Below are 15,735 nucleotides of genomic sequence, written 5' to 3'. Positions count from 1 at the left end.
CCCTTTTTAAAATTGTCCGTGTCTCCCTTTTCCTTCCGCAAAACGATGTGCCCCTTCATGGGTTTCTCCACTAAGAACGACATGATATCCTAACAAAAATTCGAGTCGCATTGCCTTATCAAAATCTTGATCAAAGCCTTTATATACTGCTTCCCTATCATTTCTCATACATAATTGAGGAAACGCTGCAATTTGCCCTGCAAGTTTCTCTGCTTCCTCTTTTGCTGTTCCTGGTGAAACTACCCGGTTTGCAAGTCCTATCATTAAGGCCTCTTCGGAATGTACTGGACGTCCTGTTAAGATAAGGTCTAGTGCCCGACTCATACCTATCAGTCTTGGAAGCCTCTGTGTTCCCCCATCTATAAGTGGCACTCCAAAACGACGACAGAATACACCAAATACTGCATCAGAATCCATTACTCTAAGGTCACACCAAAGCGCTAATTCCAATCCTCCAGCAACTGCATAACCGGAAACTGCTGCAATGACTGGTTTCGTTAAATGCATTCTGCTAGGTCCCATAGGTCCATCTTTGGCCATATCCAATTCCAATTCATTTCCGTTACCTGAAGATAGCGCTTTCAAATCTGCGCCAGCACAAAAAGATTCTCCTACTCCGTGTAAAACGGCAACATATAATTCATTATCATTCTCGAATTCACGAAATGCATCTGCTAACTGTTTTGCGGTTTCACGATTCACTGCATTTTTAACTTCTGGTCGATTGATCTGAATCGTACATACTCTTCCATTTTTCTCAATAATAACTGACATGAGATAACCCCCATTTGAATTTCTTCATAATCCTTTAGCTGTATTTCTTGCATACTTTATTAACTTACATACAAACTGATTGAAATGACCAAAACGTTGATCTTGCGTTTGGCCTTTTACAAATCGACTATAAATTTGCTGACAAATTACTGCGAGTTTAAAGTAAGCAAACGTTTCATAATAGTGAATATTAGAAACATCACGTCCACTTTTAGTTGCATATTTCTCTATAAACTGTTCACGAGTGAAAAATCCTTCCATTATTGTGATTGGAGGAGTACCAAGAGCTGACTTCAATAAATCTGAATCATCTGCCTCAATCCAGTAGCTCATAGCTGCCCCTAAATCTGCTAGTGGATCTCCGACTGTAGTCATTTCCCAATCAAATAAGCCTATCATTTTATTAAAATCAGCAGAAAACATAGCGTTATTTAACTTGTAATCATAATGAATAATTGTAGGTTCTAATGAAATTGGGATATTTTCGGTTAACCATTTCATTAGTACATTAATACCTGGTACTTCTTCTGTTTTAGAATGCTCATACCGTTTAATCCATCCGAGCACTTGACGTTCCATAAATCCTTCAGGTTTTGCAAGATGAATCAAATCTGTTTTTGTATAATCAATCGAATGTAATTGAACTAACTTATCAACCATCAATTCAGAGATTTTTTGCCCTACTTCTTTGTTATAAACAATGCCGTCTGGGATTTTCGTGTCAAACACAATTCCTGTTCTACGTTCCATGATGAAAAATAAACTTCCAATAATGGATGGATCCTGACAAAAAATAAAAGGCTTTGGTGCAGTTGGGTAGATTGGATGGAGACTTGATAAAATCTTATATTCTCTTTCCATATTGTGTGCATTAGCCGCAACAGGACCGATTGGCGGTCGACGTAAAACCGCCTCCCAAGAACCAATCCGTAATAAGTAAGTTAAATTGGAGTGTCCTGCACTAAATTGTTCAATTTCAAGTAAACCTGTAGGAGCTTCTGCAATGTTTTCTTGAATATATTTCGCCAGATTCACTTTATTCAATTCTTCTCCGGCTCGTACGATAATTGTATCGTTACTTGTAAGACTCATTTAATCACTCCTACTGATTTTTAATTGACTAATATTTCAGATAAACATTAGCGTAATACTATCAAGTTTAGATAGTATTACTTAAGTTCATTTGAAATGCCATTTAATATCATATCTGCGTAAATATCTACTAATTGTTCTGTAGTTACTTTCTTTTCCGGATCAAACCAGTTATAAGTCCAATTTGTTACACCCAAAATCCCAAAAGCGATCATTTCAGCTTTAAGGTTATGTCTAAACTCTTCTTTATTTATACCAGTTCTCACTACATCTTCTATATTCAAACGAAATTTCGTTCTTTTTTGATCAATAATATCCATATTGTCATTCAACAAATGACGTATTTCACGAAAGAATACTCTTCCATATGGACCATTATCTTTTATATCCGCAATTAATAAATGGATCATTTGAGTAAGTTTTTCTTTTTGAGTTGTTTCCTCGTTATCTAGAATTAGTTGTTGACGGTCCAATAAATCTGTAATGTACTCTAAATGAATATCCATCAGTAGTTGTTCTTTGCTTGAAAAATAATAATAGAATGTTCCTTTTGTAACATTTAATGCATCGACAATGTCTTGAATAGAAGTCTGACTAAATCCTTTTTTTTCGAAAAGTAATACACTTTCTCTTGTTAACTTATCTTTCATGATAGATTCCTCGCTTGCTGTCTTGTTTTTATAATATTAATCTATCATACTAACTTCCATTTTTCCGTGATAAGCAAAAACTACACATATTTTCGTAGTTCGATTTTGGCAATCTGGCTTCGATGGACTTCATCCGGTCCATCTGCAAGTCTAAGTGCTCTAGAATTGGCCCAATGAGATGCAAGTGTAAAATCATCACTTACTCCTGCGCCCCCGAAAGCTTGAATTGCTCGGTCAATCACTCTTAATGCCATACTCGGAGCAACAACTTTTATCATAGCAATCTCTGCTTTAGCTTCTTTGTTTCCAACTGTGTCCATCATATATGCTGCTTTTAACGTCAACAAACGAGCTTGTTCAATATCTATTCTAGATTCTGCAATCCATTCTTGGATCACTCCTTGTTCTGCTAATTTTTTGCCAAATGTGGAACGCAGATGAACTCTTTTACACATCTCCTCTAGTGCTCGTTCGGCAGCACCAATTAATCGCATACAATGATGAATTCTTCCAGGACCTAACCTCCCTTGAGCAATGGCAAATCCTTTCCCCTCCCCCCAAATTATATTGGAAGCGGGTACTCGTACATTTTCATATACTATTTCTCCATGCCCGTGTGGCGCATGATCATATCCAAATACCGGAAGCATTCGTTCTATTTTTACTCCTTTTGTATCCATAGGAACTAGTATCATGGATTGTTGCTCATGAACTTTAGCAGTAGGATCATTTTTTCCCATAAATATCGAAATTTCACAACGAGGATCGCCTGCACCAGATGCGAACCATTTGCGTCCGTTAATAACGTATTCATCACCATCTTTAACAATACTAGATTCAATATTAGTAGCATCACTTGAAGCAATTTCAGGCTCTGTCATGGCAAAACACGAGCGAATATGTCCAGCTAACAAAGGTTCGAGCCACTGTTTTTTTTGTTCCTCAGATCCGTAATTCACTAAAACTTCCATATTTCCTGTATCAGGTGCACTACAATTAAACACCTCAGGAGCTATTACAGAACGCCCCATAATTTCACAAAGTGGAGCATATTCTAGATTGGAAAGTCCAGCTCCATACTCCTTACTTGGCAAAAATAAATTCCATAATCCTTCCGCTTTGGCTTTTTTCTTTAATTCCTCCATTATTGGGGGTACTTTTTTCCAACGATCTTCTTGGTGATTTAACTGTTCTTCGTAAGTCTTTTCGTTAGTATATATATAGGTATTCATAAAATGATGTAATTTTTTCTGAAGTCCCAATGTTTTTTCTGAATATGAAAAATTCACTTTACCATCTCCATTCATGATTATTAATACTAACCGGTTAGTATGTTCAGAATATTACATTAACTATATCATTACCATATGAAAATATGCAACCACTATTTTCAACTGAGTATGGTGGTTAGTAACAAAATTAGTATAGTAATAAGCCAATAAAAAAGGCTGCCTTTTTAGAGGTAGCCTTTAACATATTTTTACTGAAATACTCTATCTATTTTTTCCCGATCATAGTCGAGTATCCAGTCATTATATGTATGATACATCGTTCGAATTGACTCTGGAGATGGTGCAATCAAATCACATCCACGGTCATCATACACATGAAAAATTGTTTTTCGATTGATATTAATAAAGAAAATATCATGATATAGATTTGGTTTAAGTCCCATATCTTGGTTGCAAATTGCCTGTATCAATAATGTGTAATGGATATCGGAAGGTTTACATTCTAACCAAAATCGCTCAGTTGTCCACTGTCCTACTTCATTATCCTCTGGAAAAACATAGGGAAACGTATAATGCTCTAGTTGATACAATACAGATTTGTTTCGTATATATTTGGATAAAACAGGTGACTTGGGGATTCTGCCAAAATTATGTACGTTTGCTACGATACATATCTCCTCATCGTCTTTATGTAATGCACGAAATAATGTGATAGCACGTTTATACACATCTCGCATATAATGACGATTTTCTTGCATGTTAACGCCAAGTTCAAATCGTATCCCAATATCCCAGTCATAGAATAAAGGCGGTTTTAACTCTAGATTCGGATAATTATTTTCCAAAAATTGCACTAAATCCATTTTCATTCTCCATTTCTTAATCTTCCCTTTCATTATAAGTGATTTAATGTTTAATAGAACAAAAAAAACATACGAAGAAAAGCGTGATTTTCTTCGTGTGTTTCATTTAAATATTTATTTCTTCTTTTAAATCCCCAACATAAACAGATTCAGGTCGGAAAATAGTGTTATCATTAATCTGTTCAATTGCATGGGCAGTCCAACCGACCATTCTTGCTACGCTGAATGTTGGAGTGAACAGCTCTGGTGGCATATTAATAGAACGCATAATGGCCGCTGCATAATATTCCACATTCGTATATAATTTGCGCCCCGGTTTGTGCTCAGCAAGTAAATCGATAATCTCTTTTTCTGCTATCGTTGCTAAGTCTAACCAGGCATCTCTTCCTTGGAGCTGCAAACATTTTTCACGCAAAAGAATGGAGCGTGGATCTTCTGTTTTGTATACGCGGTGGCCGAATCCCATTATTTTTTCTCCATTCTTTATTTTGCTCTCTACAATTGTTCGAATAGAAGAAGGATCTTTAAACTCATTTAGTAAATCTATGACTCCGGCCGGTGCTCCACCGTGAAGTGGACCTTTCATCGTTCCAAGTGCGGAAGTTACCGCTGCTGTTAAATCAGATTCCGTCGAAATCGTTACTCTTGCTGCAAATGTGGAAGCATTTAAACCATGCTCCATCGTCAGCTTTAAATAGGTCTCCAGTGCTTCCACTTGTACTTCACTCGGCAGTTCCCCATTTAACATCCATAAATAGTTGGCAGTATGGGATAACTGCTTATCTGGATCCACTATTGGAAGGTCATGTTGATTTCGGTAATGCCTTGCCACAATGATTGGAAGTGCCGTTGTTAAAATGACTGCTTGTTCTTGTATCGTTTTTTCCTTGAATTCCTTATGAGCATACGCAGAAATTGCAGTTCTCATGGCATCCATTAATGTAGTTTCTTTTGGAAGTGAATCGATTATATTTTTAATATGTTTTGGAAGTTCTCGATCGTTATGCAGGGTAGAACTTGTCCTCTTTCCAGTCCAAAGAAAGTTTGCCAGCTCCTCAAACGAAAGGTTCGGTACTAATTCATTTACTTTAACCCCACGATACCTTAGCTCCCCTATGTTTCCTTCTACAGATGCGATGTTTGTATGCACCGCTACAATGTCTTTTAGTCCTCGTTGATACATATTTAACCATCTCCTTTTATTCAGTATATGAGCGTTAGTTGATAATGAAAATTAAATATATATAATTAAGTTAATTAATATTATTAATCAAGTAGGTGGAACTATGGAGTATCAATGGCTGAAAACATTTTGCATTGCAGCGGAAACGCTTAATTTTCGAAAAGCATCCGAAAAATTAATGTTGTCCCAACCGAGTGTTACTGTGCATATTCGGTTATTGGAAGAGCATTTAGGTACCCCTCTTTTCGAGAGACAAAATAATCGTGTGTCACTAACAGACGCAGGAAAGTTCTTTTTACCAGAGGCGGAACAAATCGTGAATCGTATTGAAAACAGTGTAGGAAAAGTACAAGCATTTGCCCAAGGATATCGTCGTAACTGGAGTATTGCTATCTCCCCACTCATGGCGGAAACGATCTTACCAAATGTTTTACGTTCTTTTATGAAACGTCACCCCGATGTGGAAATAAGTATTCGTATAGAAGAGTCGCATCATATTGAGCAACTTGTGGAGCAAGGGGAAGTCAATATCGGCGTTTCAGCACTACAAGCACAGCGAAGAAATATCCAGTCCATTCCAATCTATGAGGATCCTATATTATTTATTATGCCTTTTGATGAATATGATGAAGAAACTGGTCCACCAATTGATATAAAAGATGTACTGCAGCAAAATTATCTATTTACGCATCATCATCCGGTCTTTTGGGAAGATCTTTTATTGCAACTGAATAAACACATCGTCAGTCTTCGAACGATGAAAGTAACACAAGCCCATATAACGAAAAGATTCATCCGAGACGGACTAGGTGTTTCTTTTTTGCCCCACTCGATCGTCAGAAGGGAGCTAATTGAAGGGAAAGTGATGCAACCCCATTTTGATCTATTTGAATTACCATCCGTTTCTACTTACATTATTGTGAAAAAGCAAGGGGATTTGGAGAAAGACTTCATCGATCGGATTTCGACATATTATTTTCGATAGGCAAAAAAGGGTAGCATGATAAATTGTATATGCTGCCCTTCCTAATATATATGTACGAGCCTTACATGGAAATTATGCCTTCTTTTGGCACATTACCTTCCTGTATCCATGTTTCGATCATTCGATTAAAGTAAGTAGGATTTGCTAAAGAAATTCCGTGACCAACATTAGAGAGTATTACGCCTTTACAATTTGGATTACTTTTTACAATATCCATTGCAGACTTTTTCATCACCGGTTTTTCCTTTTCTCCAACTGTCACCAGAATTTTTCCTTTTGCTTTTGGAAAGTCTTTGGGCAGTCTAAAGGACATGTTTTCTTCTAAAATTCTAATAAGGGTTTCAACTTTCATTTGACTACTTTCTTTATAATATTTGTCGAAGTAATCTTCTTTTATATAGAGTGTTTTAGATTGGATTTTTGAGAACGATTTGTTTTTTATTAATGGGAATGTTAATCGAATAGAAGGGCCAATTAGCTGTTTTGCCAAGGGAACAGGTCTTACTAATGCGCTATTGATCATGGCATGATCAACTAAATCTGGTTCCAAACTTAATATTTGAAGTGTAATTTGAGCCCCTAAGGAAAACCCAATAACACTTACTTTTTGGCCATTTGCTTTTTCCTTGATAAGCTCGATGAGTTGTTCAGCACTTGTTTGGATGGAAAAGTTAGGTCCGATTGTACTCTGCCCTTGTTCTGGCAAATCTGGTACGATACAGTGGTATTGAGAGAAATATTGTACTTGTTTATCCCACATCCAGCCGCTTACTCCCCCGCCGTGCAAAAAGATCAATAGTGGATCATTTTTATCTCCATATTCTACATAATGTATAGTCAAATCAATCACCTCTCTTTATAGAAAAAAGCGTTTCCATCAACTGAACACGCTCAAATAAATGCATTTTTGGGGAAAGTAAATTTTTGTGAAAGAAAAACACTATGGTAGCAACGAAAAGTGTACCAACTAAATAACCGAGTGATGCATTTCCGAATTCCACTTCGGAATACATGCCAGTTCCAATCGAAGTTATTTCTGGTGTATAAAATAGTGTAAGCAGCATATCTAGGCTTAGTTGGAATACAAAAAATAATACAGCAAAACTCATAATGAACAGCAAATACTTTTTCACGTGCTCGCCTCCCTATGACTGTTTACGATCTGTCTGACAAAAAGTTTCAATCTATCTAACTAACGATTGACTGCTTCAGAAAGCCGTAACCCAAAATTTCGGAAGTTAGGAATGGACACTTCGCTTAGTATTTCAGATGATCGATTGCTTTTATTTACTCAAACTATTAAATGATGTTATAATCGTAGTAGAATCAGGATAAAATAAAAAGAACGCTTGGTGCGACAACACCAAACGTTCCAGTAATAATATAGTATCGCTTCAAAGGCGATCAGCAGTTAAGATTAGTAAACCACCCAATTGCCGGCAAGCTCAGGGGTGGTTTACTTTTTTTCTTTTGAAAAAGTAAGTATGGAAACGATCAAACCAGCGAACGCTACGGCGAACATCAAAGTTTCGAAAGTTGTCATATAGCAGCATCTCCTTTCTCTACTCTTGATTAAATCCAAGTATAGTTAATAGGAAATGCCGACCACCCATGAACACGCTATATTATTACTCTATTATTATACCACACATACGTTCTGTTTTAATTGTACAAGCTATGATACATTTCAACTGTTTATTCCAGTGCTTTTTTAGTTTGTTTGTACTAAAGAATTTGAATCTTACTGGAATAGTATACGCTTCGCCCCTTCCTCAAAAAAGAGGAAATCAATTGCTCTTGGTATTTGCAAATTGTATAATTTTTTCTCCAATCTCATCTCGGACACGTTGAAAGAAAGACCATTTTTCTTCATCTGTTCCTTCTGCTTTCGCTGGATCCTCAAATCCCCAATGTACTCTTTTTACATGGGACGGAGTCATTGGGCATTTATCTGCAGCATCTCCGCATAAAGTGACGACTAAATCTGCATTGTTTAGTATAACAGGATCAATAATATTGGAAGTTTGATCCGAAATATCCATTCCAACTTCTTTCATTGCTTTTACTGCATTCGGATTAAGCCCATGTGCTTCGATACCAGCACTGTACACACTCCATTGTTCTCCTAAATATTTCTTTGCCCAGCCTTCTGCCATTTGGCTTCTGCAAGAATTTCCTGTACAAAGAAAGTATATTGTTTTGTTAGTCGCCATTTCCTTCTCCTTTAGAAAATTAATAATGTTACATATAATCCTATTAACGTGATAAATAGAATTGGGATCGTTAATACAATTCCAGTTTTAAAATAAGTGCCCCATGAAATCTTGATGTCTTTTTGAGATAAAACATGTAGCCACACTAATGTTGCAAGGGAACCAATTGGAGTAATTTTCGGACCTAAATCCGATCCAATCACATTTGCATAAATTAGTGCTTCACGTATTTGACCAGAAGTATTTGTTTCTGCTATTGCCAATGCATCAATCATTACGGTTGGTAAATTATTCATAACCGAAGATAAAAACGCCGCTATAAAGCCCATCCCTATCGTTGCAACTAACAATCCTTGGTCCGCTATAAATTGAATGATGCTTGCCAAAGAAACCGTCAACCAAGCATTGCCTAGGCCATAAACAACCACATACATACCAATGGAGAAAAATACGATACTCCATGGAGCTCCTTTTACAACGGCTTTTGTATTCACAGCATGACTTCTCCTCGCCATAAATAAAAATAACAAAGCAATTACCCCTGCAATAATGGATATAGGTATTTCTATAAATTCACTTATAAAATAACCAACAAGTAATATAGCTAAAACACCCCAAGATAGGTGAAACATTCTTATATCTTTTAACGCTTCAGAAGGTGATCTTAGTTTTGATAAATCATATACTTTCGGAATGCTTTTTCTAAAATAGATATATAACACTGTTATAGTTGCTATTAACGAAAACAAATTTGGAATAAACATCCGATACGCATATTCCGCAAATCCAATACCAAAGAAATCTACCGATACAATATTCACCAAATTACTCACAACAAAAGGCAGAGATGTCGTATCTGCAATAAACCCGCTCGCCATAATAAACGGAAAAATCATCTTCTCTTTAAAATTCAAATGCCGAACCATCGCAAGTACTATGGGTGTTAGTATAAGTGCCGCACCATCATTGGCAAAAAATGCTGCCACAATTGCCCCTAATATACTCACATATACGAACATCTTCACGCCACTACCTTTAGCTGCCTTCACCATATGAAGAGCTGCCCACTCAAACAACCCAATTTCATCTAAAATCAGTGAAATGATAATAATCGCAACAAATGTTAAAGTTGCATTCCACGTAATTCCTATTACTTCTTGTACATCTTGAAATCCTACTACCCCAACCAATAAAGCAATTAAAGCCCCACCACATGCTGACCATCCAATGGATAAGTTTCTAGGTTGCCAAATAACTAAAGTTAGTGTCAGAAGAAAAATCATAGATGCCAAAATCGCATCCGTCATGTTGAAGCCCCCAAACTATTTCTTGTTACATATATATTACGGGTGCCTGGCACCCGTAATATATATGTAACATTTTAATTTACTTGTATAATGCAACTATTGATGGATTTAACAGAAAGAAGAACTGCAAACATTCGATTTCGACATAGCTTTATTTAGTAACTCTATCGAACGAATGACTGTTTCACGCTCGAATTCATTCATATGTGAAAACACTTCATCCAAATAAGCATTCATCGTTTGATCGATTGATGTAGCAACGAACTTTCCTTGTACTGTTAAACTTAAAATGTAGATCCTCTTATCTCGTACGGAAGGTGTTTTTTTTACTAATTCCATCTTTACTAATTTCTGAATCTGACGGCTAAAAGTTGTAATATCCATTGCTAATGCATCTGCTACTTGTAGCATAGAAGGTTCATGTTGCCTGTCAATTTCATAAAGTACGTGACTTTGAACAGATGAAATATCCACGGTTCCAATAGAACAACAATTTTTATTTAATAATCCAAATCGTCGTGTTAGAACTTGGAATAATTCACGTTTATTTTCCATGACTTTCACCTCTATTTTATTTATATAACAAATACTTGCATAATGCAACTATATATTTCCTGTTTTCTATTTTATAGGCTACTTAAATGTTCATGAATTAGTTTCCATTTTCCATCATCTACTTTTATGAATACGTTCGTTGCCCTTCCACTACCAGAAACAAATTCATCATTGTAATATCCCTTGTATCGATAAGTATAAATGCATGTTGCGGATCCTTCATCTACTGTAATCCACTTAACATCTTCGGCTGAATAGACCTCTTCTTTTATAAGATTCCATGCGTTTTCAAAATAACGTTGAATCCCACTATTAGTTGTACAAGTCTTATCTGAAAACCAGTAAATTGCATTTTCGTGAAGAATTTTTCGCACATTGTTGAAATCATGCGTATTTGTCGCACTTATATATTGTTCCAATGCTCTTTCGTAGCCCATCGTAAATCCCCCAGTTTAAAATAATTATTTTATTTGTCGGTTTTTAAGAATTCGCAATAAAAACGTTCCACCCCTGGATATTTTTCTCCTAGGCTTGTAATAGTAAATCCCATTTTTTTATAAAAATCTACTGCATCTTGATCTGTTTCAGCAGAAATGATGGAGAGAGAATGATGGTCATTAATAAAATCTATCATCCTCTCCCCTATTCCACGTCCTCTTTCTGATGGAGATACGGCAATCTGTCTTATAGTACAAGTATTGCCCATTGTCAATTCAACTCCAATACAGCCAACAAATTGTTCAACTTGCTTGTATCCATACAATTTTCTATTTTCCTTTTCTTGATAAAGCTTATACTCCTCATCAATTTTATTTGCAGACGTAGCGTATGTTAATAGTTCTCTAATAGGTATTGGAAGGATTTCCATATTTATTTCTTCCACGTTTCAACTCTCCTTTTTCACCTAGAATATAGCACTTTATAGGTGATTAAGTAAGTTAATAGACCAACTATGGGTAGTGCAGCAACCGCAAATACCGAATAGGCTATTAGTTCACCGAAAAATGTTGTAGCCATTGGGAAAATTGATAATAAAAGAAAAGAGCAAACAATAACAACGGAAAACGCCGCTTTCGCCGACCTACCTGTAATTTCAGATTCTCTTTCATCGTCATCCAGGTTTACTTCTGGGATGACTATTTCTTTCATTAGTATTCTACCTTTATTCCTTTTTTTAGAATTAGAATATATGAACCAAGCATTTAGCAATACAAGGATAAAAAATGGAATGGAGTAATAAATACTATGGGTATTATTTTCCACATAAAACTCGTAACTTATTTGATTATTCATAAGCATTTTTGAAAGTTGAGATGATTTTACAGAAGGAAACATGTGTACTGCAAATGAAATAATTAAAAGAATGCGTAAAATAATAGTTATTAATAAAGTCCTCATGGAATCCTCCCTTACCGAGCATGAAAATATTTAAATGTCACTAAATAAATGATCAAACCAAAAACCGGTATCGAAGCGGTTGTAAATATCGGATACCATGGATAATCGAGAAAATAATTGGGTATAAGCATATACGACGCTAGAAGAACAATCGTGTAGAATATAATAAAAACAAATGCATAACGAACAGCTTTGCCAGTGATTTCAACAGCTCGCTCATCCGAAACATCATATTCAGATAGAATATATTCCTTTAATAGAGCATTTTTCTTTTTCTTTACTACGATAAAATCAATCACATTAAAGATAATTAAAAGTATAGTAACAATGGATAAAAAAGTTCCTCTCCATGTACTAATATATACAGAGAATTCATCGATATAACCACGTCCAAATAGCTCAAAATATTGATTAATTTTCACATAATCATACACACTTAGCGCCATTGCTGTAAAAAGCAAACACCTCAAAAGAACTGTCACATACATCCTCATTTCACATCGTCCTCCTTGTAAAAAATTTGTTCAATCGGTTCCCCAAATACTTCTGCTATATTCATTGCAAGCAGTAATGATGGAGTATAGCTACCTTTTTCTAAGGAAACAATTGTCTGTCTTGTTACGCCCGTTTTTTCTGCAAGATCACCTTGCGTGAAGTTGAATCTAGCCCTTAATTCCTTTACTCGATTTTTTAGCAAACTGCTCCCTCCAAACGTTCTCTTTTCATTGTATAGTTTATTTGTCTTTTTGTATAGTTCATTTTACTTTTTGAATGCTTTACTTTACTTTTTATACAAAATAAAAGGACGGTATACAGCCCTAAATGCTGATGCGTCCTTTGAATTTTTCTATTCCGTTTAATAATTGATGGAATTAGCAATATCCACCAAGTGTTCAGGAGTAACTTTATCTGAAACTTTTTTGTTAATGCTTAGCATATACTGCCATTCATCTTTTTCAAATACAAGCACATTAAAACCTGAAATTGGCATATACATTGCCCGCTCTCCATTTTTTTATGTATATGATTTTAGTACATCCTTTTCTTTCATTAGAATTTTATATTTAGTAGGCCGAACATCAATCTTATAATGATTTTCTGACAACTGATCATGTATGAACGTTACTTCAAATAAATCATTGAGGTCTCCATCTAGATCATTAAACCTTCCAAAATAATGCGTAAATGCTATCGGGGGCACACGAAGTGGCAATTGGAGTTCTTTCTTAAAATGTTGTTCCATCTCGTTTAATGCTGCTTCAACTGTCTTATATCCAATTTCGGGGTATGTTTCTTCGTAAGGACTTAGTTCATCAGTTCCATTTGCTGTCTGAAAAATAGACAAAAAAAGCAGGAGAAAGAATATAGTTTTTTTCATTTTCATCACCTTCCAGTTATGTTAAGTTTATAATTCCCAAACGTAACTGTATTATCGATGATTCTTCATTGAATCCTTGCTCCCCTCATTTAAAACTTGTATATTGAAAAAAATACTACTATCTAAAGAGTGATATAATTGATTCCCAAAAGTGAATACATCAACTTTTATTATCCTAAATGTAGATTTGCTTATATACTCGCGGTTTTTACAACCATTTTCTTTGGACTAGCCTCAAGGAAATATAGCTACTTTCTTTCACCATTTGTAGCAGAAAACGCAGGAGACATTATTTGGGCTATGATGGTCTATTTTGAATTTCGTTTTCTTTTAGTCCGGAAAAGCTTAGTAATAGCAATTTTCCTTAGTTTCATTTTTAGTTTTGCCATTGAATGTAGCCAGCTGTATCAAGGAGATTGGATGAAGCAGATTCGCGCTACTTCTCTAGGAGCATTAATATTCGGAAAAGGATTTCTTACAGTAGATTTACTTCGATATGCTGTAGGGATTATACTAGGAGCTTTCTTAGATAAAATAGTGCTTGTATTTTCAAAAATACGGCACCATGAATAATAAAAAAGATTTATCTCTTATGGAAAAATCCTACTTTCAAAGTGATCGGCAAAATTCATAGTAAACTGTCCTCTGCTTGGGAGCTTAAGGGCGGTTTACTTTTTTCTTGCAGTTTTTGGTGAAAATCTGACAGTCATTTACACAGAATCCTTATCATATATCAGATTAGAAAAGAATTCGAAACACGGAGAGGAGTCTATGAATTGGATAATCCTGAACAAGATCGAGATATATACGCTCATATCCCACAACCGATTCGAAATGACGGAGCGGGAGGATATGATACGGGACCACGAGATGTAATGCGAGATCTTGAAAATCCTGACTTGTTAGTTCCACCCAAAACAGATGCTGGCTTGCTCCCTAACATGAAGTTTTCGTTTTCAGACACTGCGATGAAATTAAATTTTGGAGGATGGTCACGAGAAATCACCGTTAGGGAACTTCCTATCGCTACTACGCTTGCAGGAGTTAACATGAGCTTGACGCCTGGTGGTGTACGAGAATTACATTGGCATCTTCAAGCAGAATGGGCCTATATGATAATAGGTCGAGCGCGAATCACATCCATCGATAGTGAAGGCAGAAATTTTATTGCTGACGTAGGACCAGGAGATCTTTGGTACTTTCCCCCTGGACTTCCCCATTCGATTCAGGGATTGGAACATTGCGAGTTTCTTCTCGTTTTCGATGATGGAAAATTTTCGGATCTTAGTACTTTATCTATCTCTGATTGGTTTGCACACACGCCAAAAGATGTACTGTCTGCTAATTTTGGAGTTCCTATTAATACCTTTGACCATATTCCTTCTAAGCAAGTATATATTTATCAGGACAAAGTTCCAGGCCCTCTTGAAAGTGAAAAGGTTGAATCTCCTTACGGAACCATTCCTCAAAGTTTTACACATCAGTTGTTAGCACAAAAACCAATGAAAATGCCTGGCGGTAGCGTACGAATCGTAGACTCTACTAATTTTCCTGTATCCAAAAATATCGCAGCGGCACTTGTGGAAGTTGAACCGGGGGCAATGAGAGAACTGCATTGGCATCCGAATAATGATGAATGGCAGTATTATCTTTCAGGGCAGGGCCGTATGACGGTATTTACTGGGAATGGCGCTGCTCGCACATTTGATTACAGAGCTGGCGATGTTGGTTATGTCCCCTTCGCTAATGGCCACTATATTCAGAACACGGGTGACCAAACTTTATGGTTTTTGGAAATGTTCAAAAGCGACAGATTTGTTGATGTGTCCTTAAACCAATGGATGGCACTTACACCGCGGGACCTAGTGAAAAGCAATTTGCATGTGGGACCAGAATTATTGAATGCACTAAATAAAGTGAAGCATCCTGTTGTTAAATATCCGGGATTTACCTATTATCCTAAATAACAATTATAAAGTATTGATATTACCCAATAACGATGCAGTGAGTAAGAGGCTGGGACAAAACCCATCTTGAAAAATGAAAAGCCCTGGAAATTTTACGAACAGTAAAATTTCCAGGGCTTTGTTTTTAGGTATTAAAAA

The 15,735-nt window shown here is 36.0% G+C and carries 21 protein-coding genes; 3 read left to right on the top strand and 18 right to left on the bottom strand.

The window, feature by feature from the left end; translation table 11 throughout:
* Positions 1–6 precede the first annotated feature (6 nt).
* The 6 genes from ACIQ38_RS13405 to ACIQ38_RS13380 all read right to left on the bottom strand — a co-directional run bounded on the left by ACIQ38_RS13405 (position 7) and on the right by ACIQ38_RS13380 (position 5,794).
* Positions 7–774 carry a crotonase/enoyl-CoA hydratase family protein gene (locus ACIQ38_RS13405; protein ID WP_402823638.1) on the bottom strand — a complete coding sequence of 256 codons (768 nt, stop codon included), beginning with the start codon at positions 772–774 and terminating at the stop codon, positions 7–9.
* 24 nt (positions 775–798) lie between these two features.
* The gene (locus tag ACIQ38_RS13400; RefSeq protein WP_402823635.1) at positions 799–1,866 is read right to left on the bottom strand and encodes a phosphotransferase family protein; all 1,068 of its coding nucleotides are present in this window, start codon (positions 1,864–1,866) and stop codon (positions 799–801) included.
* Between the two features lie 77 nt (positions 1,867–1,943).
* Positions 1,944–2,516: a TetR/AcrR family transcriptional regulator gene (locus tag ACIQ38_RS13395; protein WP_402823632.1), complete on the bottom strand. Its 573-nt coding sequence runs from the start codon at positions 2,514–2,516 to the stop codon at positions 1,944–1,946.
* An 80-nt stretch (positions 2,517–2,596) separates the two neighbouring features.
* Entirely contained in the window at positions 2,597–3,805 is a 1,209-nt protein-coding gene (locus tag ACIQ38_RS13390) for an acyl-CoA dehydrogenase family protein (protein WP_402823628.1), read from the bottom strand.
* 191 nt (positions 3,806–3,996) lie between these two features.
* Positions 3,997–4,611, bottom strand: coding sequence for a DUF3885 domain-containing protein (locus ACIQ38_RS13385; RefSeq protein ID WP_402823625.1), 615 nt, complete (start codon positions 4,609–4,611; stop codon positions 3,997–3,999).
* Between the two features lie 106 nt (positions 4,612–4,717).
* On the bottom strand, positions 4,718–5,794 hold the full coding sequence (locus ACIQ38_RS13380; protein ID WP_402823622.1) for a citrate/2-methylcitrate synthase: 1,077 nt from the start codon (positions 5,792–5,794) through the stop codon (positions 4,718–4,720).
* A gap of 103 nt (positions 5,795–5,897) precedes the next feature.
* Between ACIQ38_RS13380 and ACIQ38_RS13375 the strand changes: the two genes are divergently transcribed.
* Positions 5,898–6,779, top strand: coding sequence for a LysR family transcriptional regulator (locus ACIQ38_RS13375; protein ID WP_402823619.1), 882 nt, complete (start codon positions 5,898–5,900; stop codon positions 6,777–6,779).
* 61 nt (positions 6,780–6,840) lie between these two features.
* Here the strand turns inward: ACIQ38_RS13375 and ACIQ38_RS13370 are convergent, their stop codons facing one another.
* The 12 genes from ACIQ38_RS13370 to ACIQ38_RS13315 form a co-directional block, all read right to left on the bottom strand.
* Positions 6,841–7,620, bottom strand: coding sequence for an alpha/beta fold hydrolase (locus tag ACIQ38_RS13370; RefSeq protein ID WP_402823616.1), 780 nt, complete (start codon positions 7,618–7,620; stop codon positions 6,841–6,843).
* 1 nt (position 7,621) lies between these two features.
* Positions 7,622–7,912, bottom strand: a complete 291-nt coding sequence (locus ACIQ38_RS13365) for a hypothetical protein (protein WP_402823613.1) — start codon at positions 7,910–7,912, stop codon at positions 7,622–7,624.
* Positions 7,913–8,566: 654 nt separating this feature from the next.
* A complete protein-coding gene (gene arsC, locus ACIQ38_RS13360) occupies positions 8,567–8,992 on the bottom strand; it encodes an arsenate reductase (thioredoxin) (RefSeq protein WP_402823610.1) in 426 nt (141 codons plus the stop codon).
* Positions 8,993–9,003: 11 nt separating this feature from the next.
* Complete coding sequence (locus ACIQ38_RS13355) at positions 9,004–10,299, bottom strand: arsenic transporter (RefSeq protein WP_402823607.1); 1,296 nt, start codon at positions 10,297–10,299, stop codon at positions 9,004–9,006.
* Positions 10,300–10,407: 108 nt separating this feature from the next.
* The gene (locus ACIQ38_RS13350) at positions 10,408–10,854 is read right to left on the bottom strand and encodes a MarR family winged helix-turn-helix transcriptional regulator (protein ID WP_402823604.1); all 447 of its coding nucleotides are present in this window, start codon (positions 10,852–10,854) and stop codon (positions 10,408–10,410) included.
* Positions 10,855–10,925: 71 nt separating this feature from the next.
* Positions 10,926–11,291 (bottom strand): YybH family protein, encoded by a 366-nt coding sequence (locus tag ACIQ38_RS13345; protein WP_402823601.1) that lies wholly within the window; start codon positions 11,289–11,291, stop codon positions 10,926–10,928.
* A gap of 29 nt (positions 11,292–11,320) precedes the next feature.
* Positions 11,321–11,737, bottom strand: coding sequence for a GNAT family N-acetyltransferase (locus ACIQ38_RS13340; protein WP_402823598.1), 417 nt, complete (start codon positions 11,735–11,737; stop codon positions 11,321–11,323).
* A 17-nt stretch (positions 11,738–11,754) separates the two neighbouring features.
* On the bottom strand, positions 11,755–12,252 hold the full coding sequence (locus tag ACIQ38_RS13335; RefSeq protein WP_402823595.1) for a hypothetical protein: 498 nt from the start codon (positions 12,250–12,252) through the stop codon (positions 11,755–11,757).
* An 11-nt stretch (positions 12,253–12,263) separates the two neighbouring features.
* Positions 12,264–12,746 carry a hypothetical protein gene (locus tag ACIQ38_RS13330; protein ID WP_402823592.1) on the bottom strand — a complete coding sequence of 161 codons (483 nt, stop codon included), beginning with the start codon at positions 12,744–12,746 and terminating at the stop codon, positions 12,264–12,266.
* The gene (locus ACIQ38_RS13325) at positions 12,743–12,949 is read right to left on the bottom strand and encodes a helix-turn-helix transcriptional regulator (RefSeq protein WP_402823589.1); all 207 of its coding nucleotides are present in this window, start codon (positions 12,947–12,949) and stop codon (positions 12,743–12,745) included. Before ACIQ38_RS13325 ends, ACIQ38_RS13330 begins: the two co-directional genes overlap by 4 nt.
* Before the next feature lie 159 nt (positions 12,950–13,108).
* Positions 13,109–13,249, bottom strand: a complete 141-nt coding sequence (locus ACIQ38_RS13320) for a hypothetical protein (protein ID WP_402823586.1) — start codon at positions 13,247–13,249, stop codon at positions 13,109–13,111.
* An 18-nt stretch (positions 13,250–13,267) separates the two neighbouring features.
* Complete coding sequence (locus ACIQ38_RS13315) at positions 13,268–13,630, bottom strand: hypothetical protein (RefSeq protein ID WP_402823583.1); 363 nt, start codon at positions 13,628–13,630, stop codon at positions 13,268–13,270.
* Positions 13,631–13,768: 138 nt separating this feature from the next.
* Here ACIQ38_RS13315 and ACIQ38_RS13310 point away from each other — a divergent pair, with 138 nt between their 5' ends.
* The gene (locus tag ACIQ38_RS13310) at positions 13,769–14,203 is read left to right on the top strand and encodes a ribosomal maturation YjgA family protein (protein ID WP_402823580.1); all 435 of its coding nucleotides are present in this window, start codon (positions 13,769–13,771) and stop codon (positions 14,201–14,203) included.
* A gap of 203 nt (positions 14,204–14,406) precedes the next feature.
* The gene (locus ACIQ38_RS13305) at positions 14,407–15,597 is read left to right on the top strand and encodes an oxalate decarboxylase family bicupin (protein ID WP_402823578.1); all 1,191 of its coding nucleotides are present in this window, start codon (positions 14,407–14,409) and stop codon (positions 15,595–15,597) included.
* Positions 15,598–15,735 lie beyond the last annotated feature (138 nt).

This window comes from Psychrobacillus sp. NPDC096389, assembly GCF_044762855.1.
Lineage (GTDB): Bacteria > Bacillota > Bacilli > Bacillales_A > Planococcaceae > Psychrobacillus.
This window is presented reverse-complemented; position numbering and strand designations above follow the sequence as displayed.